Here is a 21,877-nt window from a genome sequence, read left to right as displayed (position 1 = left end):
AGTTTGATATGAACAGAGAAACGTATATAAAAATTCGCAAACTGATCCGTGATCATTTGCCTAAAAACACAACTACCTTTGTATTTAGCGGATTACCAATTCGCAAAAGTGCAGATGCTGATTATCCATTCCACGCAAACCGTAACTTTGTATATGCAACAGGCATTGAAGAACCGGGTGCAGTTTTAGTCTTTGATCCAAAAGGTGATATCCTCTTTTTACGTGATGTCGATGAATCTCAAGAAAAATGGGTTGGGCATTACATGCGTAAAGAAGAAGCGCAAGACATCTGTGGAATTAAAGATGTCCGTTATTTTGAAGACTTTGATAAGTATCTCAACAAAGTGCTTGAATCAAATAACCGTATAGGACTTGATATGGACCACAATACATACCAAGAACAAGTCTATGGTTCTGCAATCGGAATGGCTGACTATGTTGGCATTCAACGTGTCACAGATGTTACAGAAATTTTTGTGCGCAGTCGAATGGTTAAATTCCCTGAAGAAGTTGACGCCATTAAACACGCAATTAAAGTAACGCATGAGTCAATTCTTGCTATGTTGGAAGAAATGAAACCTGATGCAAATGAAAATGATATGGCTGCACGATTCCATTATGAAGGTGCGAAACAATCAGGTGATCAAATGTTTGAAACGATTGTGGCTTCTGGGATGAATGGGACCGTTCTTCACTATATAAAAAATGATGAACCCTTAAATGATGGAGAGCTCGTATTGTTAGATCTAGGGATTCGTGTGAATCACTATGGTGCTGATATTTCACAAACCTATCCAATCAATGGTACCTTTACACCACGTCAACGTGATATCTACAACGTTGTACTTGAGTGCTTTGAAGCAGTAAAAGCAGCCGCAAGACCGGGTGTATCAATTATTGATTTAAATGAGTTATCTAAAGAGAAACTCGCTCAAGGTCTGAAGACACTTGGACTTCTTGAACGCAGTGAAGACATTGGACGGTATTACTACCACAGTGTAGGTCATTCACTGGGGCTAGATACACACGATGTATGGTCAGACCGTGCAATGCCGCTTGAACCTGGACATGTAATTACCGATGAGCCAGGACTTTACATTGCAGAAGAAGGCATTGGCATTCGTATTGAGACAGACTTACTCATTACTGAAGATGGATGCGAAGACCTTGCACCATTCATCATTCGAGATGCAGATGGTATTGAAGCATTGCTAAAGGAAATTCATAACACGTAATTCATGCAAAATGGGACTTGATATATTGAGTCCCATTTTTATTTGAACCCGATCAGGGTTTAAGAAGAAACGTATCTGCGAGTGGGGTTTAGTGTAAATAAGAAAGTGAAGCATAAAATCACATAATGTAAAGCAATGAAGGTGTATAACGAAATCGTTACTCAGGATCTCACTGTGTTTTCATTGGGACTGTTTTGGTCTAAATTTTATACACCAAAGAGGTTATATAAATAAATTTTTATTCAATGATGGAATCACTATTGTTATGAATGACTTTTCAAAAGTTTCTATAATTAAATCCCGTTTTCTCCTTTGTTTAAAGGTGTATTACTGACACTTCACAAAACTTTCATATAAATATCTGAATTTCGCTTGACATTAGGGTGTAATTAAATATAATTCTATTACGTAATAGATAAGAGGTGTTTGACCATAAACAGGGCAATCAGAGTTCAGCAGCATTCAAATGATACAACATTATCATTTGTAGATGCCTTAGGGGAAGTCAATAATCTAAATGGATCAGTTCGTGTGATTTATCGAGAAAATGATACTGTGCAAGTTGTGTTAGATATCACACGCGATACATGTTTATTACGAAGATACGGAGAGTGGATCACTACCTGTTATTTTTCAAAAGAGGAATCGTGGGTTCAGATTAATTCTGACGAAGGGAAGCTGGTCTTCGAAGTTCAATTAATAAAACTTGAGGTACAGGATGATTTTGTGGGATTGTCGTATAATTTGATTGATAATAATCAAATTATTGATAGCTATAATTATTCTTGTTCCTGGTTAGAGGAGGTCAAAACATGGCAGGAAATTCACTAAGCGATGTAGCATATCGTAGTTTAAAGCGCAAACGCAAACAAGTGGTTTTTAACAAACTATGGAAAGAAGTTTGTGATGATGTTGGCTATACAGATGAGATGGCAAAAAAGAAAATTGCATCTTTCTACAATGCATTAATGCTTGATTCTCGCTTTATCTCTTTAGAGGGTAACCAATGGGATCTTCGTGAACGTTATGCAGAGGATACACTTAAAATTGATCCTGAATTAACAGAAGCGTATGAAGACTATGAGGAATTCGAAGAAGAAGAGTTTGAAGAAGAAGAAGGCGAAATATAGTTTTCTTTGTTGAAGTAGAAAGTCAAGTTTGATAGAATTAAAAAGGGCAACGCCTCCAAATGATTTTGGGGGCTCATTTTTTTTATAAAGAGGAAAGGAAAAAAGGACCATGACAAAATATATATTTATAACAGGTGGTGTTGTATCAGGGATTGGTAAAGGGATTACTGCTGCATCAATTGGTCGACTTATGAAGAATCGTGGCTTTAGTGTATTTATGCAAAAGTTCGATCCGTATATTAATGTAGACCCAGGTACAATGTCTCCGTATCAACATGGAGAAGTGTTCGTAACAAAAGATGGCGCAGAAACTGACCTAGACTTAGGACATTATGAACGGTTTATCGACGAAGAACTAACGCGCAATGCAAATATCACGACGGGCCGTGTATATTCGAATGTAATCTCTAAAGAACGCCGTGGTGACTACTTAGGAGCTACAGTACAAGTTATCCCCCATATAACTGATGAGATTAAGAATAAAGTATACGAAGCAGCACGTGAATCAAATGCGGATATTGTAATCACTGAAATCGGAGGGACAGTTGGAGACATTGAGTCCTTGCCATTCATAGAAGCAGTACGCCAAGTTCATGCTGAAAACGATCGTAATGATGTATTATTTATTCATACAACATTGATTCCTAAAGTACCAGCGAGTGGAGAATTTAAAACGAAGCCAACTCAACACAGTTTTAAAGAACTCATGTCATTAGGAATCAAAGCCAATATTATTGTGACACGATGTGACGAACCACTCACAGATGAAATGAAATCAAAGATTGCACTATTTTGCGATGTGCGTAAAAATGCAATCATCGAATCACGCAATGTTGAGAACTTATATGAATTACCAATCTCATTTCAAGAACAGGGGTTAGACGAGTATATCTTACATAAGTTTGATATTACGGATGCACCTGAAGCAGATATGTGCGATTGGATTAAAATGCTTGAACGTTCACGCAACCTCAAGAAGTCAATAAAGATTGGATTAGTTGGGAAATATGTACAACTTCATGATGCATATTTATCCGTTGCGGAATCTTTATTGCATGCTGGATACACACACAGTACGGCTGTTGAGATTGTATGGATTAATTCTGAAGATGTGACGGCAGAAAATGTTGAACGTCATATGCAAGGTCTTGATGGTATCTTGGTTCCAGGTGGTTTTGGTCATCGTGGAATTGAAGGTAAAATTGTGACAGCACAATATGCACGTGAAAATAACGTTCCATACTTTGGAATTTGTCTTGGAATGCAAATTGCGATGATTGAATTCGGTCGTAATGTATGCAAGCTTGATGGCGCAAATTCAAGTGAATTTGACAAGGATTCACCAAACAAAATTATCAGCTTAATGGATGAACAACTTCAATATACAGATATGGGGGGAACATTACGTCTTGGTAATTACCCATGTCAACTTGATGAATCCGGTAAATCCTACGATTTATATAGCAATAAAGTAGTTTTTGAGCGTCACCGTCACCGTTACGAATTCAACAATGCTTACAGGGAACTGTTTGAAGCAAATGGAGTTGTATTTAGTGGGTTAAGTCCAGATGGACAATTGGTTGAAATTGTGGAATTAAAAGACCATGACTACTTTGTAGCATGTCAATTCCACCCTGAATTTAAGTCGCGTCCAAACCATTCACATCCTTTATTTAACGGATTTGTGAATGCATCTTTGCAATATTCAGAAAAAAGAGTAAAATAGAATAGTAGATTATTAGGAGGATAAGATATGGCATTAGTATCTGCAAAAGGAATTTTAGAAAAAGCACGTCGTGAACATTATGCTGTTGGAGCATTTAACATCAACAATTTAGAATGGACACAAGCAATCTTAGAAACAGCTGAAGAGCTAAAATCACCAGTATTATTAGGAGTATCAGAAGGTGCTGCGAAATATATGGGCGGGTTCAAAGTTGTTGCTGATATGGTAAAAGCATTGGTTGAAGAATTGAATGTAACGGTTCCAGTTGCACTTCACTTAGACCATGGTTCATATGAAAAATCATTCAAAGCTATCGACGCTGGATTTACTTCAGTAATGTTTGATGGTTCACACTATGACTTCGAAGAAAACTTGGCAAAAACTAAAGAAGTTGTAGCATACGCTCATGAACGCGGAATCTCAGTTGAAGCAGAAGTTGGTTCAATTGGTGGTGAAGAAGATGGTGTAATCGGTACAGGTGAACTTGCTGATCCTCAAGAATGTAAAACATTGGCTGATACAGGCATTGACTTCTTAGCTGCTGGTATTGGTAATATCCACGGAAAATATCCTGAAAACTGGGCTGGTTTAGACTTTGGTGTTCTTAAATCAATCCAAGATTTAACAGGAGAAATTCCACTCGTATTACACGGTGGTTCAGGAATTCCTACTGACCAAATTCAACGTGCAATCGAACTCGGTGTTGCTAAAATCAACGTAAATACAGAATTACAATTATTGTTTGCTGAATCAACTCGTAAATATATTGAAGCTGGTAAAGACCTTGAAGGTAAAGGCTTTGACCCACGTAAATTGTTAGGGCCAGGAAAAGCTGCTATCAAAGCGGGCGTTAAAGAAAAAATCGAAATCTTCGGTAGTGCTAACAAAGCTTAATTAAGTCGGAGTAAATAGACTGTGTGTCATCTGACATGCAGTCTATTTTTTTGAGGAGAAACGTAGAAATGTATACATTAGATGAAACAATCAATAAAGCATGTGAGCTTGGTGTCAAGAAAGTCAAACGATCTTTAAAATCTCAAATTGTACTAAGCTTTATTGCGGGGGCAATGATTGCATTTGGTTATATGGCATATGTCCGCTCAGTTTCATTATTGGGCGAAGGAATGGGCACGGTGGTTGGTGCTTCAGTATTCCCTGTTGGGCTAATCATAATTTTATTTGCTGGCGGGGAGTTAATTACAGGAAATATGACGATTGTATCCATTGCTTATTTTAATAAAAGAGTAACACTTGGGCAGTGTTTAAAAAACTGGATGATTATCACATTTGGGAATATAATTGGTGCATTATTTGTAGCCTTCTTCTTTACATACTTCTTAGGAAATGTATCACCTGAAGTTGTTGCAAATATCGCTCATCACAAAATCAATGCGTCTCCAATGCAGATCTTTGTATCAGGAATTGGATGTAACTGGTTTGTGGGATTGTCCGTTTGGTTATTTATTATGGTGAAGGATACTGGCGCAAAAATGTTTGCTGTATGGTTTCCAATCATGGTATTTGTGCTCTTAGGATTTCAACACAGCGTGGCCAATCTATACATACTTGGTGCAGCAGTATTGAACACATCCGTAACCTTATTTGACTTTGTATATAACTTTGTGATTGTATATCTAGGGAATATCGTTGGGGGTGCATTTTTTGTGGGATTCCTTTATACTTATATCAGGGACAAATCGTAAAAATTTATAGAGGAGTATTTTATGGGAAATGTTATTAAAATCGAAGGTGGTCACAAGTTGAAGGGTAGCGTTCATATTAGTGGCGCGAAAAATGCAACAGTGGCATTAATACCTGCTGCGATCTTAGCAAACGACAGTGTGGTAGATATATATGGCGTTCCAAACATCTCGGATGTTGAATCGCTATCAATCTTGCTAAAGGAATTGGGTGTTGACGTAACGTCTCCATCCTCCGATCATTTCCAAATTAATACAACCAACATGAAAAATAAAGTGTTAGACCATGAAGCAGCAACTAAGCTTCGTGCATCGTATTACTTTATGGGTGCTTTACTCGGAAAATACAAGTATGTGAAAATGCAAATGCCTGGAGGTTGTTACCTTGGACCGCGACCAATTGACTTACATCTTAAAGGATTTGAGGCATTGGGTGCAAACATTGAATATCACCATGGATATTATGAAATATCCGCAGAAGAACTTACGGGTGCGAAAATTTACTTGGACGTTGCTTCGGTTGGTGCAACATTGAATATTATGCTTGCTGCAGTTTATGCAAAGGGCCGTACATTAATTGAAAATGCTGCAAAAGAACCTGAAATCATTGATGTCGCAACCTTTTTAAATAAAATGGGCGCAAACATTAAAGGTGCAGGTACCAGTGTGATTACAATTGATGGTGTTGAAAACCTGACAGGTACACCGCATGAAATTATTCCAGACCGTATTGAAGCAGGAACATTTATCATCATGGCAGCAGCAATGGCTGAAGAAGTACGTGTTGATAATATTATTCCCCAACACTTGGAAGCATTATTATCGAAACTTGTTGAGATGGGTGTTGATTTAGAGTTAGGCTCAGATTATGTTATTGTTCGTAGTGGAAGAGAGCTCATTGCTACTGATATCCAAACACAACCTTATCCTGGATTCGCTACTGACCTGCAACAACCCCTAACAACATTATTAACACAAGCAACTGGTCAATCGATGGTTCGTGAAACAATCTATACAGAACGCTTTAAGCATTGTGCGGAACTTCAAAGAATGGGTGCAAATATTATTGTTGGTCAAGGTCAAGCCTTAATCAATGGTGCAACCCCACTCTATGGTGCAAAAGTAACCGCAACAGATTTAAGATGCGGTGCAAGTCTTGTCGTAGCTGGCTTGATTGCTGATGGAGTAACGACGATTCATGACTCGTATCATATCGATCGTGGATACGATAATTTGGATACAAAATTAATCGAATTAGGCGCTAAAATCTGGCGCGAAGATGTTGAGTGATAACGACTCTCAACCTTGTGAAATAATTACCGCTTTTGACAAGCGGTTTTTGTTTTTTCGTGAAATATGGCGAATGTTTCACTAATAACTAGAGAAACCGCTTACTTTTATCAAGAAATACACAGTCTATCGCTTTATATATGTTATAGTATATGGGCAAAGGAGTGATACATATGACAAATGCATGGAATAAATTTAAAGCAGGACAATGGCAAGAAGAAATCAATGTACGCGATTTCATTCAAAAGAACTACACACCTTATGAAGGTGATGAAGCATTCTTAGAAGGAATTAGTGATAACACTGAACGTCTTTGGAATCGTTGTTTAGAATTACTTAAAGAAGAAGTAAAAGTTCGCGTCTTAGATATTGAAATGGACAGTATTTCAGGTGTAAACAACTTCAAACCGGGCTATATAATTCAAGAAGATGAGGAAATTGTTGGGCTTCAAACAGATGCTCCATTAAAGAGAATCATCAACCCTTACGGTGGTATCCGTTTAGTAGATTCAATTCTTGATATCTACAACCGTAAGATGGATGAAAAAACATCTCATTTCTTCCATAACTATACAAAAACACATAATCAAGGGGTTTTTGATGCATATACTCCAGAAATTCGTCGTGCACGTTCAACTGGACTTATCACTGGATTACCAGATGCTTATGGTCGTGGTCGTATTATTGGTGACTACCGTCGTATTGCACTTTACGGTATTGATGCTTTAGTAGAAGCGAAGAAAGTGGATCTAAGCAAGATTACAACAATCAACGCTGAAACAATTCAATTACGTGAAGAAACAAATGAACAAATTCGTTCATTAGGCGATATTAAAGCGATGGCAGCTCAATATGGTTGCGATATCAGTGGACCAGCTACAAATGCTAAAGAAGCAATCCAATGGACATACTTCGGTTATTTAGCTGCTGTTAAGGAAAATAATGGTGCAGCGATGAGCTTAGGTCGTACATCTACATTCCTCGATATTTACATTCAACGTGACCTTGAAGAAGGCATCATCGATGAAAAAACTGCTCAATCATACATTGATCAATTTATCATGAAATTACGTTTAGTACGTCACCTTCGTACACCTGAGTATGATGATCTATTTGCGGGTGACCCAACTTGGGTTACTGAATCAATCGCAGGTATTGGTGAAGATGGACGTCCATTAGTAACAAAGAACTCATTCCGTTACCTACATACACTCACAAACTTAGGACCAGCTCCTGAGCCAAACATGACTGTATTATGGTCCGATAAATTACCTGAAGGCTTCAAGCGCTATGCTGCGAAGATGTCAATCGAAACAGGTGCTCTACAATATGAAAATGACGAAGTAATGCGTCCAGACTTTGGCGATGATTACGGAATCGCATGTTGTGTATCTGCAATGAAAATTGGTAAACAAATGCAATACTTTGGTGCACGTGCCAACCTAGCTAAAGCACTCCTTTATGCTATTAATGGTGGGGTTGATGAAAAACGTGGCATGAAAGTACTTGAAGGTGTTGAACCAATGAATGATGAAGTACTTGATTACGACAAAGTAATGAAAGCTTACGATGCAGTAATGCAACAACTTGCTGGAATCTATGTTGATTCAATGAACATCATCCACTACATGCATGATAAATATGCGTATGAAAAGAGCCAAATGGCACTTCATGATACAAACGTACAACGCTTAATGGCGTTTGGTATTGCAGGTCTTTCAGTTGTTGCGGATTCACTTTCAGCAATCAAATTTGCGAAAGTTAAACCAATTCGTAATGAAGAAGGAATCGCTGTTGACTTTGAAATCGAAGGCGATTACCCACAATACGGAAATGATGATGACCGTGTAGACAGCATCGCTGTTGACTTGGTTGAACGTTTCTCACGTTACCTAAAAACTCACCCAATTATTCGCGATGCGAAACATACACTATCAATTCTTACAATTACATCTAACGTTGTATACGGTAAGAAGACAGGTGCAACACCTGATGGACGTAAAGCTGGTGAAGCATTTGCACCAGGTGCGAACCCAATGCACGGACGTGATCGTTCAGGAGCACTTGCTTCATTGAACTCAGTTGCTAAGATTCCTTACAACGAAGTGTGTGAAGATGGTGTATCAAATACATTCAGTATTGTTCCTCAAGTTCTTGGTAAGAGCGAAGATGAACAAGTAACAAACCTTGTAGGTGTTATGGATGGATACTTTAACCAAAGTGCTCACCACTTGAATGTAAACGTATTGAACCGTGAAAAACTCGAAGATGCTATGGTGCATCCAGAGAATTACCCACAACTTACAATTCGTGTATCAGGTTACGCTGTTAACTTCATTCGTTTGTCACCAGAACAACAACGTGAAGTAATTAGTCGTACATTCCATGACTCTATCTAATCGATCACAGATTGGATATGTCAGAAAACTAGAAACGATGGGGATGGTGGACGGCCCGGGAATCAGAACAATTGTGTTCCTCTCGGGGTGTCCACTTCGCTGTCTATTCTGTCATAATCCGGATATGTTCAAAACAGATCCTAAGGATGCGACAACAGTTGAAGAACTAATCGCTAAGCTTAAACGATATAAACCATATTATGGCGAAACAGGGGGTGTAACATTCTGTGGTGGTGAACCACTGAATCAACCCGAGTTTCTATATGAAGCAATGAAAGCATGTCATGAAGAAGGTATAAATACCGTTCTTGATACATCTGGATTTGGTCGGCTCAATACCTTTGAAAAAATACTGGGTCAAACTGATTTGATTTTGTATGATATTAAAGGTGTCGAAGATGATTTCTATCGAAAAATGACCGGAGTTCCTAAGAAAGTAACCGATGCATTCTTAGAAACAGCCCAACGCTTAGATGTTAAGATGTGGATACGTGTTGTTGTCGTACCTGGCATCCATGATTCGATTGAATATATGGATCAGTTAGCGAACATGATCGCTCCATTAAAGAATATTGAACGTATTGAGCTACTCCCGTATCATACGATGGGTGTTAATAAATACGATGCACTGGGACTCACTTATCCATTGGAGGGTGTTCCTGCAATGAATAAAGAAGAATGTATGAAACTTCAAGAATACTTGAAGGATCAAATCAGAGCATTAAGAAGAGCTTAGTTAACAGTATATCAAGACGGTGTTATTGCCCAATGATGTACTGTTTTTTTTAGCTGTAGACTTTAGTTCAAATAACAAGAATTCACAAAGAATAAAGCATACAACCATGTTAAAATAAGGTGTGTAAGGTCGTGATATTATGTTAGATAAAATTGAAGTGTTTTTAGAAGGAGAACCGATTCTTAGAAATGTAATCTCTGCTGTAATCATATTCAGTGTTGCGTGGCTCATCCAGCGCTTTTTTGTACATCTCATTCGAAGGGGTATAAAACGAACACAATCCCAGAAACAAAAAACCTATTTATCGGTAATGCGTAAAACAATTCAAGTTCTCGTGTATGTGATCGCGATGATGATGATTATTGAAGTGTTTGGGTTTTCATCAACTCCAATGGTAGCCATAGCCAGTGCAGTCTCTGTTTCCTTAGGTCTTGGTGCTCAACAATTCATCCGTGACCTCTTATCAGGATTCTTTATTCTGTCTGAGAACCATTTTAACCTCGGTGATGTTGTGACAATTAATGGGGTTACAGGTGTTGTGGAATCAATTACACTACGCGCTACGCGCCTAAGAAACTCGCTCACAGGAGAACAGTATATCCTTTCCAATGGGGATATCAATATGGTCACTAATATGTCTCGTGATTATCGAAAAGCAGTCGTGGACTTTTTAGTGCCATACCACTTTGAGATGGAACATGTGATCAATGTGCTTGAAAAAGCCCTAGATGAAATTGAACTCGAAGAACCGATGATTACTAAACCAGGATTTGATGGTGTAACAACCCTAGAAGAACGCTTTTATGTGCTAAGAGTAAGTTGTAGAACATTGCCGGATAAGAATTGGGGTGTTGAGACAATGTTAAGGCGAAGACTTGTGAAAAGCCTCCGAGATGAAAACATTACATTGTCATCGAAGACCCTAGATGAAGTGGAAGAATATAACCCTAAAAGTGAAGTTTAAACATCTTCACTCAAAGAAGATGAAACTTGGTATTAATACTTTCACTATCAGAATTACCCTAGATTTGATGTATTTGTGTGAAAATAGTGTTATATTTTATATATGAGAACAATTATCAATCAATTGCAGGTCAGGGGGAGCTGCATTTATTTCCGTATAAACAGTTCATCGCGTTTGGAAATATTAAGGTTGTAGATATTTGTGCTCTGTGGGATAAAAGTACTCAGAACAATAATAGCTGAGTACTTTTTTTGTTTTTGCGCAAATCAATTGAGCTTCTATGGACGCAAATTGAGAGGAAGAAAACACAGAACACAGTTATACGTACAAGTTATCGACAAACACAAGAAAATCTATTGACTTATCCGTACAAGTTGCTATAATTGGAATGTAAGTGGTTACATGTGAGGAAAGGATAGACTATGTTAAATAATACAAAAGATAAACTTAGCTTAGGAATCGAATTAGGTTCCACTAGAATTAAAGCAGTTTTAATAGATTGTAAAGGGAAAACTATAACTAACGGTATTTATGAATGGGAAAATCAACTAGCTGACGGGATATGGACGTATTCTCTAGATGAAGTTTGGGTTGGTATCCAAGAAGTGATAAAACAGATTATTGAACAGTCACAAAATCTTGGGGTTAATATTTCGAACATAGAGTCTCTAGGGATAAGTGCAATGATGCATGGATATCTTCCATTTGATAAAAATGGACTTTTGTTGGTTCCTTTTAGAACGTGGCGAAATGTAATTACAGAAGAGGCGAGTGGAGTATTAACAGAATCTTTCAATTTTAATATTCCTCAAAGATGGAGTATTGCCCATTTGTATCAAGCCATATTGAATAAAGAAACACATGTCAGAGAGATCGACTTTATAACAACATTAGCTGGATATGTACATTGGAGATTAACAGGGAATAAAGTTCTTGGCGTAGGTGATGCCTCAGGAATGTTTCCAATATCGTCTGATGGAAAAACATATGATAAGGAAATTCTGCATAAATTCGATGAATTAATAAAACCTATTGGTTTAAACCTTGATATTCAACACCTATTACCGGAAGTTCTCATTGCAGGGCAGAATGCTGGATTCCTTACGGAAGAAGGACTTAAACTACTTGATCCATCTGGAAGTTTACCATCTGGCATCTGCCTTGCTCCTCCTGAAGGTGATGCAGGAACAGGGATGGTTGCGACAAATAGTGTCAAAAATGAAACGGGAAATGTGTCTGTAGGAACATCAGTGTTTGCGATGGTTGTTATGGACCACTTACTGACTAAAGTTTACCCAGAAATTGATATGGTCACAACACCGAGTGGTAATCCTGTTGCGATGGTTCATGCAAATAACTGTACATCAGAAATTAATGCTTGGATTGAACTCATGACAGAAGTAGTTGAAATGATGGGATATGAAGTAAATAAAAAAGAGTTGTTTGAAAAAAGCTTTAATTTAGCATTAGATGCAGCAGACCAACATAATCACATTGTTTATGGTTATCATTCAGGAGAAACGATAACGGGTCTAGATTATGGGTGTCCACTTTATATGCGGACCCCAGATGCTCAACTAAATGTTTCGAACTTCATGAGAGCACATTTAGATAGTGCATTTGCTACACTACACTTAGGTATGAGAATTTTAAAAGAAGAAGGTGTACTGATCAAATCGATGATTGCACATGGCGGCATATTCCAAACAAAAGGGGTTGCTCAGAAGATTATTGCGCAAGCAATGGGAAGTTCAGTCACTGTGATGGATACAGCTTCAGAGGGAGGCGCATGGGGGATGGCGATTCTCGCGCGTTATTGTATAGATGGTAGTGGTAAACTACTTGAAGACTATCTCAGTGAAGAAATCTTTAGCGATGTTAAAGAAATAACATGTGAACCTGAAATATCTGAAGTCGAAGCTTACTGTAGGTACGCAACACATTTCGAAAAGTGCCTTAGTGTAGAAAAAGAAGCAATCAATGTATTTGTGAAAGGAAGTGATTCACATGCTTGAGGTACTAAGAGAAGAAGTATATCTCGCAAATATGGAGCTAAAAAACCAGAATCTCATCAAATATACATGGGGTAATGTGAGTGGTGTCTGTAGAGAAAAGAAACTCTTTGTGATTAAACCAAGTGGCGTTGATTATGAAGACTTATCACCTGAAAACATGGTCGTTTGCGACTTTGATGGCAAGGTTGTAGAAGGTGATCTCAATCCTTCCTCTGATACACTTACACATGCGGCCCTTTATAAAGCATTTGATCATATTGGTGGTGTAGTTCATACACATTCACCATGGGCTACATCATGGGCACAAGCAGGTTTAGATGTTCCAGTATATGGGACAACGCATGCAGATACCTTTTATGGACCAGTACCTTGCGCTCGCTATTTGAATCAAGAAGAAATCGACCGTGGCTATGAATATGAGACTGGACAACTGATTGTCGATACATTTGTGAAACAAGGGATCGATTATGAAGCAATCCCAGCTATTTTATTACATGGTCATGGACCGTTTACATGGGGTAAAAATGCAAAGGATGCAGTTGTGCATGCAGTAGTTCTCGAAGAAGTGTGCAAGATGAATTATCGAACACAAATGTTAAAGCACGATGCATCATACTTGCCGCAAGAAATACTTGATAAACATTACTTAAGAAAAAAAGGTAAAAATGCCTATTACGGGCAAAAGAAGGGATAAAAATATGTTAACAGTTAGTAATAAGGAATTTTGGTTTGTTGTTGGGTCACAAAATCTATATGGGGATGAAGCACTTAAAGAAGTTTTAAGTCATGCCAAGGTTATGGCAGATACATTGAATGACAGTGGTCAATTCAAATATCCAATTGTACTAAAGGAGCTTGCAACTTCAAGTGATGGCATCACTCAAATTATGAAAGAAGCAAATTACGATGATAATGTTGCTGGGATTATTACGTGGATGCATACATTTTCACCAGCAAAAATGTGGATTCGTGGAACACAATTATTAACAAAACCGTTGTTACACCTAGCGACACAGTTTAATGAAAGCATTCCTTGGGAAACCATTGATATGGACTTTATGAATCTCAATCAATCTGCACACGGAGATCGCGAATATGGGTATATTAATGCGAGACTTAAGAAAAACAATGAGATTGTCGTTGGATATTGGAAACACGAAGATGTACAAGCACAAATTGCTCGTTGGATGGACATAGCGGTAGCATACAATGAAGGATTCAATATTAAAGTAGCGCGTTTTGGCGATAATATGCGTAATGTTGCGGTGACAGATGGTGACAAGATCGAAGCACAAATCAAATTCGGATGGTATGTCGATTACTTTGGAATTGGAGATTTGGTTGCAGAAGTAAACCAGGTTGAAGCATCAGAAGTGGATGCTTTGTTTGAAACGTATAAAGACTTATATGACTTTGACTACGGTAATTATGAACCAAGAGTGTGGGAACACCATGTAAAAGTTCAAGTGAGTTACGAAATAGCACTAAAACGCTTCCTAGAAAAAGGTGGATATACTGCATTCTCAACAAACTTTGAAGACCTATATGGTATGGAACAACTGCCTGGATTGGCTGTTCAACGACTTATGGCACAAGGGTATGGATTTGCAGGAGAAGGTGATTGGAAAACTGCTGCTCTAGACCGTTTTATGAAAATCGCAAGCCATAATAAAGAAACTGGTTTTATGGAAGACTATACTTATGAGCTTGCAGTAGGAAAAGAAGCAATTCTACAATCGCATATGTTAGAAGTAGATCCAACCTTTTCAAGTAATAAACCTAGAATTGTTGTATCCCCTTTAGGTATTGGAAATAAAGCAGATCCAGCACGTCTTGTATTTGATGGTGGAGAAGGTGAAGGAATCGCGGTTACGGTTGCGGATTTTGGGAATAACTTTAAAGTGATCGTGAACGAAATCGAAGCAATCAAACCAGATACACCGGCACCTAATCTACCAGTTGCACGAGTTTTATGGAAACCAAAACCTGGCTTTACTCAGGGAGTAAAAGAATGGATCCGTGTTGGTGGTGGGCACCATACGGTTGCTTCACTTCATGTCACAGTAGAGCAAATAGAATGGTGGGCAAACTTGTGTAATGTTGAAGTTGTTGTAATACGTTAATCTTGTACGAACAATTTACATATAAATTTCACAAAATATATTGACATGTACGGACAATATGATATACTTTGTTCGTAAGCGCTATCATATAGGGTGTGATAGCAAAAGATTTGTCTAGATTTTAATTAACATTTAGAAAAGGAGGCTTTGAAATGAAATTAAAGCAAAGTAAAATGTTAGTTGTTCTACTGATGGTGGTCTTAATGATTGCTGGATGTTCAAATAGTGGTGATACCGGATCATCAAAAGGGTTCGTTGGAATATCAATGCCAACACAATCTGCTGAACGTTGGATTTCTGATGGTTCAAATATGGTTAAAATATTAGAAGAATTAGGATATAGTACCGATTTGCAATATGCGGAAGATGTCGTAGAAGACCAAGTATCCCAAATTGAAAATATGATTACCAAAGGCGTTGATGTTCTTGTAATCGCAGCTGTCGATGGTAGCGCATTGACTGATGTACTTGCAAAAGCAAATGAAGAAGGAATTCGTGTCATTGCTTATGACCGTCTTCTCATGAATAGTGAATATGTTGACTATTATGCTACATTTGATAATTACAGCGTTGGAGTCCTACAAGCAAATTTCATTATTGATTCTTTAGACCTAGAAAACACAGATGAAACATTCAATATTGAACTATTTGGTGGATCTCCTGATGATAATAACTCATTATTCTTCTGGGATGGAGCAATCGATACATTGAAACCATATTTCGAAGATGGCACACTTGTGGTAGCAAGTGGTCAAACAGAATTTAACCAAGCTGCTACTTTGCGTTGGGATGGAGCAACTGCTCAAACTCGTATGGATAATATCCTTAATGCTCATTACTCAACAGGAAAAACAGTTGATGTAGTTCTATCGCCATATGATCCAATTTCATTAGGAGTAATTGAATCACTGAAAGCTATAGGATATGGAACAGATGAGTTACCATTACCGTTAGTTACAGGTCAAGATGCTACTGAAGCGGGTGTAAAATCAATCATCGCTGGTGAGCAATCACAAACAGTATTTAAAGATACACGTAAGCTAGCAGAGAAAGCTGCTGAAATGGTTCAATCATTACTCGAGGGTACAGAAGTTGAAATCAATGACACTGAAACATATGATAATGGAGCAAAAATTGTTCCGTCATACTTACTTGTTCCTCAATCAGTAGATATCTCAAATTTTAGAGAAATCTTAATAGATAGCGGGTACTTCACTGCTGCAGATTTAGGATTAGAATAGCGATATAACAACAAGGTATAGCTTTCTATACCTTGTTTTTTTAAAAAAGGTGAGTATTTATGCAAAAAGATATAATTTTAGAAATGCAAAATATTACGAAGGAATTCGGGGTTGTTAAGGCTTTATCAAACGTCAATTTCCAAGTAGAACGAAATACTATCCATGCACTCTGTGGAGAAAACGGAGCAGGGAAATCAACATTAATGAAAGTGTTGAGTGGTGTATACCCACATTCTGAATACAGTGGAAATATTTATTACGATAGTCAAACGTGTCAATTCCAAGGAGTCCGTGATAGTGAAGCATTAGGAATAGTTATTATCCATCAGGAATTAGCGTTAATTCCGAATATGACGATTGTTGACAATATCTTCTTAGGGAACGAAATTGGAAGTGGTGGTGTGGTTGACTACTACCAAAGTATAAGCGAGGCAAGAAGATTATTGAGCACAGTTGGGCTCAATATCGATCCATTAACGATGATATCGGAATTATCGGTGGGACAACAACAATTAGTAGAGATTGCAAAAGCAGTTTCAAAAAAAGCCAAGTTATTGATTCTTGATGAACCAACAGCGGCATTAAACGAAACAGAGAGTGCAAATTTATTGGATCTAATTAAGCGTTTTAAGCAAGAAGGGGTTACTTCAATAATCATATCTCATAAACTCAATGAAATCATGAGCACTGCTGATCATATATCTGTCCTACGAGATGGGTGTGTAGTTGATGATATTGAAGATGTTAATCCTAATGTTGAAGCACGAATGATTAAAAGCATGGTTGGACGGGATCTTGCACACGCGTATCCAGAAAAGGATGCAATCATTGAGGATGTAATTTTTGAAGTTAAAAACTGGAATGTATACCATGAGCTAGATAAGACTCGTCAAATTATTCGAGATGTCTCGTTAAACCTAAGAGCTGGTGAGATTGTTGGTATTGCAGGACTTATGGGCTCGGGGCGGACTGAACTAGCGTTGAGTTTATTTGGAAAAATGTATGGTTCCAATATTAGCGGAGAAATCATACTAAATGGAAAAAAAGTTGTATTTAATAGTGTAAAAGACGCAATTGATAGTGGTTTAGCCTATGTTACCGAAGATAGAAAAGAAGCGGGACTGATACTTAATGATACTGTGAATAAAAACATATCACTTTCAAGTTTAGATGAGATTTGTCATTATGGCGTTGTGGATCAACACGAGGAAGTGTCTGCGGCAGAAAAGTATCGGACTATGTTGAATATAAAAACGCCATCTGTTCACCAGCAAGTTGGAAATTTGAGTGGAGGAAATCAGCAAAAAGTTGTCCTAAGTAAATGGTTAATGACAAACCCTGATGTACTCATTCTTGATGAACCAACACGAGGAATCGATGTAGGGGCTAAATTTGAAATTTATAAACTTATGAATGAAATCGCACGCGTTGGCAAAGGTGTAATCATGATTTCATCAGATTTACCTGAATTAATTGGTATGTCAGATCGTGTGTATGCGCTTTGTGAAGGTCGGATTACTGGAGAAATACCACGTGATCAATTAACGGAAGAAACAGTGATGCAGCATATGCTAGGAGTTAAAGAAAGAGGATAAGTATGGAAAACATTGAAAAAAAAGAGAGTGGATTGTTAGATAAAGGGCTGAAGTTCTTTAGAAAAAATAGTATGACAATCATCTTAGTAATGATTATGATAGTATTCCAAATAATTACGAATGGGCTACTCATGAAACCACTGAATATTACTAATATATTCCTGCAAAACTCATACATACTTGTTCTCGCAATTGGTATGCTGGTTTTAATTGTATTGAATCACACGGATCTTTCTGTAGGGTCGATTGTAGCTGTGGTTGGTGCGTTGGCAGGAACACTTATGGTTCGTATGAATGTTCCGATTATTCCTGCGATACTTATTTGCCTATTAGCAGGATCGTTAATTGGAGCGTTCCAAGGATTCTGGGTAGCGATTGTTGGTGTTCCTTCGTTTATTGTTACTTTATCAGGACAGCTGTTATATCGCGGTATTACGATGGTTATCTTACAAGGAAAAACAATTGCTCCACTACCATCAAATTTCCAAATATTCAGTACAAAATTTGTTCCTGAATTTTTACCAGAAATTGCTGGATTAAAAGCTAACCCTTTAATCTTTGGTTTAGTGGGTGTTATTGTATTATTTGTATTACAGTTTAGATCTCGTGCAAAAAAGATATCATATGGGATAGATGTTGAATCAAAAGCAAGATTCATTCCAAAGTTGATCGCATTATCTGCAATTATAATGGGATTCAGTTATATTCTAGCGAACTATAAAGGGGTTCCAATTATCATTACCATACTTTTAGCATTAGCCTTAATTTATCATTTTATAATGAGCCATACAAAATTAGGTCGGCACATCTACGCTATTGGGGGAAATATGAAAGCTGCGACTCTATCGGGGATTAAAGCTAAGAAGATTACGATACTGGCATTTACAAACATGGGTCTTCTTGCAGCAGTATCCGGGCTTATCTTTGTATCACGTTTAAATGCATCAACTCCACAAGCTGGAACAGGCTTCGAACTTGATGCGATTGCAGCATGTTATATTGGTGGGGCATCTGCTAGTGGTGGTATTGGAAAAATAATGGGATCGATAGTTGGGGGCCTCGTAATGGCGGTTCTGAATAATGGTATGTCATTAATGGGCGTTGGATCAGATGTTCAACAAGCGATAAAAGGAGCAGTTCTGTTGCTTGCTGTAGCTCTTGATGTTATTAACCGCAAACGTGCACATTAAGTAAAAGTTAAAGGGCGTAGTGACGGAATTTCTCATGTAGCGTCCTTTTTTCTAATTTAGGAATGTATAGATTATTAATACTAAGTATGGAAGAATAAAGGCATATCATAGTTTTAATCAACAACTTGAAGACATCTAACTTTGTTTTAATTTCAAGTCGTGATAAAATACACATAGACTAGATTGCGTCAATAAAATAGTTATAGAAAGGTTTTGTTGTGGTAGAAGGGGGAACTTGAGGGATGTATGGAATATAAAACTAAACATGAATTTGTGCAAAAAGAGATAATTAAGCTTATTGAAGAAAAAAAATTAAAACCCGGAGATCGTTTGCCATCCGAACTAGATTTCCAAAAACAGTTTTCTGTAAGCAGACATACAGTCAGATCAGCGTTAAATAGATTAGAGTATGAGGGAGTCATTGTTAAGGAACAGGGTGCTGGATCTTTTGTGTCGGACCAAAAAGAAAAGAGAAACGTAAAGGAAATTGGCGTTATCACTACATATTTTTCTGACTACATATTCCCAACGATTATTAGAGGAATTGAGAAAGAACTCACAATGGCTGGATATTCTATGATTCTCGCAAGCACTAATAATGATATTAGTGTGGAAGAGCAAGCAATTCAACTCATGATGAACAGGAATGTGGATGGCCTGATTGTTGAACCCACAAAAAGTGCTCATTATAATCCAAATATTGGGTTATATATGCAAATGAGTGAACTTGGAATACCAATAATCATGATAAATGCAAAATATGATGAATTAGATTTTCCGTTAATAGCACTCGATGACTTAACTGCGGGGTATGAATCTACGAAGTGTTTGATTGATAATAATCATTATAAAATTGGTGGTATTTTTAAAGCAGATGATCGCCAAGGAAAAGAACGCTTAAAGGGATATATAAAGGCATGCTCAGAGTTTGATATCCCTTATAACAGTAAAAATGTCATCATGTATGAAACAGAAACATTTGATAAAGTAATGGCTGAAGAAGTTGCGGAAATGATACGAGATAAAAGAATCACAGGATTGGTCTGCTATAACGATTCTGTAGCCATTGAAGTACTCAAACTTACATGGCAATATGGAATAAAAGTTCCCGATGATCTCTCAATAATCAGTTATGATAACTCTGTATTGAGTACTATGACGGAAGTGAAACTTGACTCTGTCAATCATCCTAAGGCAAAACTTGGAAAAGAAGCAGCTTCAAGCATGATTCAACTCATCGAGAATCCTGGTTACGAAATGAAGTCAATTCTTTATCATGGTGATGTAGTAGCAAAAGGTAGTGTCAAAGCGTTAAATGAAGAATAAGTAGGATTATATCGAGGACCTATTACTGTGATTGTCTCAATACGGATGTCAATTCAGATTAAAATAGGTTCTTTGGTTTGGCAAAAAGTGCTGAGCCGTATTCATATTAGTTATTATAAACATAGATTTCATCAAAGGATTGAATCTGTGTTTTTTTGTATTAAGAGCAAGCTAATCTTAAGAAATATAGAAAAATTATTGTTTTATGATAATTTTGTGCTATAGTATAGATAAGAATTATTGTTTTACAATAATCAGGAGGGGTTATATCATGAAGAAGACACACTTTACATTGTGGTATCTGTTTGGGTTTGTTGGATGCTTTGCACTGGTTCGGTTATATGGATCAACAGATGTATTATTCAAGCTCTTCATATTCCCATACCAAGGATATATTCAGATACTTAGACAATTATCATCACAAGGGAAACTGATGCAAACATGTGCCTGGATTCTTTACTTTTTTGTCTCTTTTATACCAATTATCCTATTAAGGGTCTTGGATAAAACAAAGAATAGAACACTTAGGAACATCAACATTACCTTCACCCTGTTGTTACTCTTTGCCACCTATGGTACGTTAAATAATTTCTTTATCAATCCAGAACTTATACGTGTAGGAATTGCAAATCTTGAGAATATTCGCTTAATGATACAGGGTGCGATAACCATCATCATTCTATTTTTTATTCTATGGAATGGTGTCGTGATTGTTCAGAAACAAGAAGGGTTCAAATTCATATCAAAACAATATGTGCGTTATGTTCTATCAGGTACGTGCTTACTAGTTGGGGCATTTAGTTGTGCAAACATTTCGAGTGTTTCTGTGGGAGACGGCGCGGATATTCTCGTAGAGATACCATCCCAGATAGTTTTCGCAATACGAACCTTATTGCTCATTGGACTTATTGATGCCACCGCAATCAGTATCATCGATTATCTCAAACAGGGAATCAGCATTGATTTAGTACATCAGTTTGCATCAATTTCTAAGCGTGCACGTGATCTGCTTAACTTCAGTATCGTGAGTACAATTGCAATCTATTGCTTTAAGCTGTTTCTAATGGCTACACTCATAAATACGCACTTTGAGTTTGAGTTACCACTCACAGAGATGGGAATCGCAATATTTACCTATATTTCCGCACGTGTATTAGCACAATCATTTGCGATTGAAGAAGAAAACAAACAATTTGTTTAGGAGGCA

Annotated in this window: 18 protein-coding genes; all 18 read left to right on the top strand. The window is 37.4% G+C overall.

Annotation, left to right across the window (positions count from 1 at the left end):
• Window positions 1-8: 8 nt before the first annotated feature.
• Window positions 9-1,235 (top strand): aminopeptidase P family protein, encoded by a 1,227-nt coding sequence (locus AOC36_RS11275; protein WP_067634367.1) that lies wholly within the window; start codon window positions 9-11, stop codon window positions 1,233-1,235.
• A gap of 426 nt (window positions 1,236-1,661) precedes the next feature.
• The gene (locus AOC36_RS11270; protein ID WP_067634366.1) at window positions 1,662-2,066 is read left to right on the top strand and encodes a DUF1934 family protein; all 405 of its coding nucleotides are present in this window, start codon (window positions 1,662-1,664) and stop codon (window positions 2,064-2,066) included.
• Window positions 2,048-2,365, top strand: coding sequence for a DNA-directed RNA polymerase subunit delta (gene rpoE, locus AOC36_RS11265; RefSeq protein ID WP_067634356.1), 318 nt, complete (start codon window positions 2,048-2,050; stop codon window positions 2,363-2,365). The genes AOC36_RS11270 and rpoE overlap by 19 nt, the downstream gene beginning before the upstream one ends.
• Before the next feature lie 109 nt (window positions 2,366-2,474).
• Window positions 2,475-4,091 carry a CTP synthase gene (locus AOC36_RS11260; RefSeq protein ID WP_067634355.1) on the top strand — a complete coding sequence of 539 codons (1,617 nt, stop codon included), beginning with the start codon at window positions 2,475-2,477 and terminating at the stop codon, window positions 4,089-4,091.
• A 27-nt stretch (window positions 4,092-4,118) separates the two neighbouring features.
• On the top strand, window positions 4,119-4,985 hold the full coding sequence (gene fba, locus AOC36_RS11255) for a class II fructose-1,6-bisphosphate aldolase (protein ID WP_067634354.1): 867 nt from the start codon (window positions 4,119-4,121) through the stop codon (window positions 4,983-4,985).
• Between the two features lie 68 nt (window positions 4,986-5,053).
• The gene (locus tag AOC36_RS11250) at window positions 5,054-5,794 is read left to right on the top strand and encodes a formate/nitrite transporter family protein (protein WP_067634351.1); all 741 of its coding nucleotides are present in this window, start codon (window positions 5,054-5,056) and stop codon (window positions 5,792-5,794) included.
• A gap of 21 nt (window positions 5,795-5,815) precedes the next feature.
• Window positions 5,816-7,081 carry a UDP-N-acetylglucosamine 1-carboxyvinyltransferase gene (locus tag AOC36_RS11245; protein ID WP_067634348.1) on the top strand — a complete coding sequence of 422 codons (1,266 nt, stop codon included), beginning with the start codon at window positions 5,816-5,818 and terminating at the stop codon, window positions 7,079-7,081.
• Window positions 7,082-7,254: 173 nt separating this feature from the next.
• Window positions 7,255-9,480 carry a formate C-acetyltransferase gene (pflB, locus tag AOC36_RS11240; protein ID WP_067634347.1) on the top strand — a complete coding sequence of 742 codons (2,226 nt, stop codon included), beginning with the start codon at window positions 7,255-7,257 and terminating at the stop codon, window positions 9,478-9,480.
• Window positions 9,467-10,216 carry a pyruvate formate-lyase-activating protein gene (pflA, locus tag AOC36_RS11235; protein ID WP_067634343.1) on the top strand — a complete coding sequence of 250 codons (750 nt, stop codon included), beginning with the start codon at window positions 9,467-9,469 and terminating at the stop codon, window positions 10,214-10,216. Before pflB ends, pflA begins: the two co-directional genes overlap by 14 nt.
• 139 nt (window positions 10,217-10,355) lie before the next feature.
• Window positions 10,356-11,180, top strand: a complete 825-nt coding sequence (locus AOC36_RS11230) for a mechanosensitive ion channel family protein (protein ID WP_067634342.1) — start codon at window positions 10,356-10,358, stop codon at window positions 11,178-11,180.
• A gap of 422 nt (window positions 11,181-11,602) precedes the next feature.
• Window positions 11,603-13,195, top strand: a complete 1,593-nt coding sequence (locus AOC36_RS11225) for a xylulokinase (protein ID WP_067634341.1) — start codon at window positions 11,603-11,605, stop codon at window positions 13,193-13,195.
• Window positions 13,188-13,889 carry an L-ribulose-5-phosphate 4-epimerase gene (locus tag AOC36_RS11220; RefSeq protein ID WP_067634339.1) on the top strand — a complete coding sequence of 234 codons (702 nt, stop codon included), beginning with the start codon at window positions 13,188-13,190 and terminating at the stop codon, window positions 13,887-13,889. The genes AOC36_RS11225 and AOC36_RS11220 overlap by 8 nt, the downstream gene beginning before the upstream one ends.
• A 4-nt stretch (window positions 13,890-13,893) precedes the next feature.
• Window positions 13,894-15,318, top strand: a complete 1,425-nt coding sequence (gene araA / locus AOC36_RS11215; RefSeq protein WP_067634338.1) for an L-arabinose isomerase — start codon at window positions 13,894-13,896, stop codon at window positions 15,316-15,318.
• Between the two features lie 152 nt (window positions 15,319-15,470).
• A complete protein-coding gene (chvE, locus tag AOC36_RS11210; RefSeq protein WP_067634337.1) occupies window positions 15,471-16,559 on the top strand; it encodes a multiple monosaccharide ABC transporter substrate-binding protein in 1,089 nt (362 codons plus the stop codon).
• Window positions 16,560-16,618: 59 nt separating this feature from the next.
• Window positions 16,619-18,154, top strand: a complete 1,536-nt coding sequence (locus tag AOC36_RS11205) for a sugar ABC transporter ATP-binding protein (protein WP_067634336.1) — start codon at window positions 16,619-16,621, stop codon at window positions 18,152-18,154.
• Between the two features lie 2 nt (window positions 18,155-18,156).
• Window positions 18,157-19,344, top strand: coding sequence for a multiple monosaccharide ABC transporter permease (mmsB, locus tag AOC36_RS11200; protein ID WP_078055169.1), 1,188 nt, complete (start codon window positions 18,157-18,159; stop codon window positions 19,342-19,344).
• Window positions 19,345-19,590: 246 nt separating this feature from the next.
• Window positions 19,591-20,670: a GntR family transcriptional regulator gene (locus AOC36_RS11195; RefSeq protein WP_067634335.1), complete on the top strand. Its 1,080-nt coding sequence runs from the start codon at window positions 19,591-19,593 to the stop codon at window positions 20,668-20,670.
• Window positions 20,671-20,941: 271 nt separating this feature from the next.
• Window positions 20,942-21,871 (top strand): hypothetical protein, encoded by a 930-nt coding sequence (locus tag AOC36_RS11190; RefSeq protein ID WP_067634334.1) that lies wholly within the window; start codon window positions 20,942-20,944, stop codon window positions 21,869-21,871.
• Window positions 21,872-21,877: the final 6 nt, after the last annotated feature.

This window comes from Erysipelothrix larvae (assembly GCF_001545095.1).
Classification (GTDB): domain Bacteria; phylum Bacillota_I; class Bacilli_A; order Erysipelotrichales; family Erysipelotrichaceae; genus Erysipelothrix; species Erysipelothrix larvae.
Note: the sequence above shows the minus strand (reverse complement) of the source record. Positions and strands in the feature narration are given on the sequence as shown.

Excerpts from the sequence above, each read along its gene's own strand:
- AOC36_RS11250 (WP_067634351.1), top strand. The coding sequence starts at position 5,054 with ATGTATACATTAGATGAAACAATCAATAAAGCATGTGAGCTTGGTGTC.
- AOC36_RS11245 (WP_067634348.1), top strand. The coding sequence starts at position 5,816 with ATGGGAAATGTTATTAAAATCGAAGGTGGTCACAAGTTGAAGGGTAGC.
- pflB (WP_067634347.1), top strand. The coding sequence starts at position 7,255 with ATGACAAATGCATGGAATAAATTTAAAGCAGGACAATGGCAAGAAGAA.
- pflA (WP_067634343.1), top strand. The coding sequence starts at position 9,467 with ATGACTCTATCTAATCGATCACAGATTGGATATGTCAGAAAACTAGAA.
- AOC36_RS11190 (WP_067634334.1), top strand. The coding sequence starts at position 20,942 with ATGAAGAAGACACACTTTACATTGTGGTATCTGTTTGGGTTTGTTGGA.
- AOC36_RS11195 (WP_067634335.1), top strand. The coding sequence starts at position 19,591 with ATGGAATATAAAACTAAACATGAATTTGTGCAAAAAGAGATAATTAAG.
- araA (WP_067634338.1), top strand. The coding sequence starts at position 13,894 with ATGTTAACAGTTAGTAATAAGGAATTTTGGTTTGTTGTTGGGTCACAA.
- AOC36_RS11260 (WP_067634355.1), top strand. The coding sequence starts at position 2,475 with ATGACAAAATATATATTTATAACAGGTGGTGTTGTATCAGGGATTGGT.
- chvE (WP_067634337.1), top strand. The coding sequence starts at position 15,471 with ATGAAATTAAAGCAAAGTAAAATGTTAGTTGTTCTACTGATGGTGGTC.
- AOC36_RS11220 (WP_067634339.1), top strand. The coding sequence starts at position 13,188 with ATGCTTGAGGTACTAAGAGAAGAAGTATATCTCGCAAATATGGAGCTA.
- AOC36_RS11230 (WP_067634342.1), top strand. The coding sequence starts at position 10,356 with ATGTTAGATAAAATTGAAGTGTTTTTAGAAGGAGAACCGATTCTTAGA.
- AOC36_RS11205 (WP_067634336.1), top strand. The coding sequence starts at position 16,619 with ATGCAAAAAGATATAATTTTAGAAATGCAAAATATTACGAAGGAATTC.
- AOC36_RS11225 (WP_067634341.1), top strand. The coding sequence starts at position 11,603 with ATGTTAAATAATACAAAAGATAAACTTAGCTTAGGAATCGAATTAGGT.
- AOC36_RS11275 (WP_067634367.1), top strand. The coding sequence starts at position 9 with ATGAACAGAGAAACGTATATAAAAATTCGCAAACTGATCCGTGATCAT.
- fba (WP_067634354.1), top strand. The coding sequence starts at position 4,119 with ATGGCATTAGTATCTGCAAAAGGAATTTTAGAAAAAGCACGTCGTGAA.
- rpoE (WP_067634356.1), top strand. The coding sequence starts at position 2,048 with ATGGCAGGAAATTCACTAAGCGATGTAGCATATCGTAGTTTAAAGCGC.
- mmsB (WP_078055169.1), top strand. The coding sequence starts at position 18,157 with ATGGAAAACATTGAAAAAAAAGAGAGTGGATTGTTAGATAAAGGGCTG.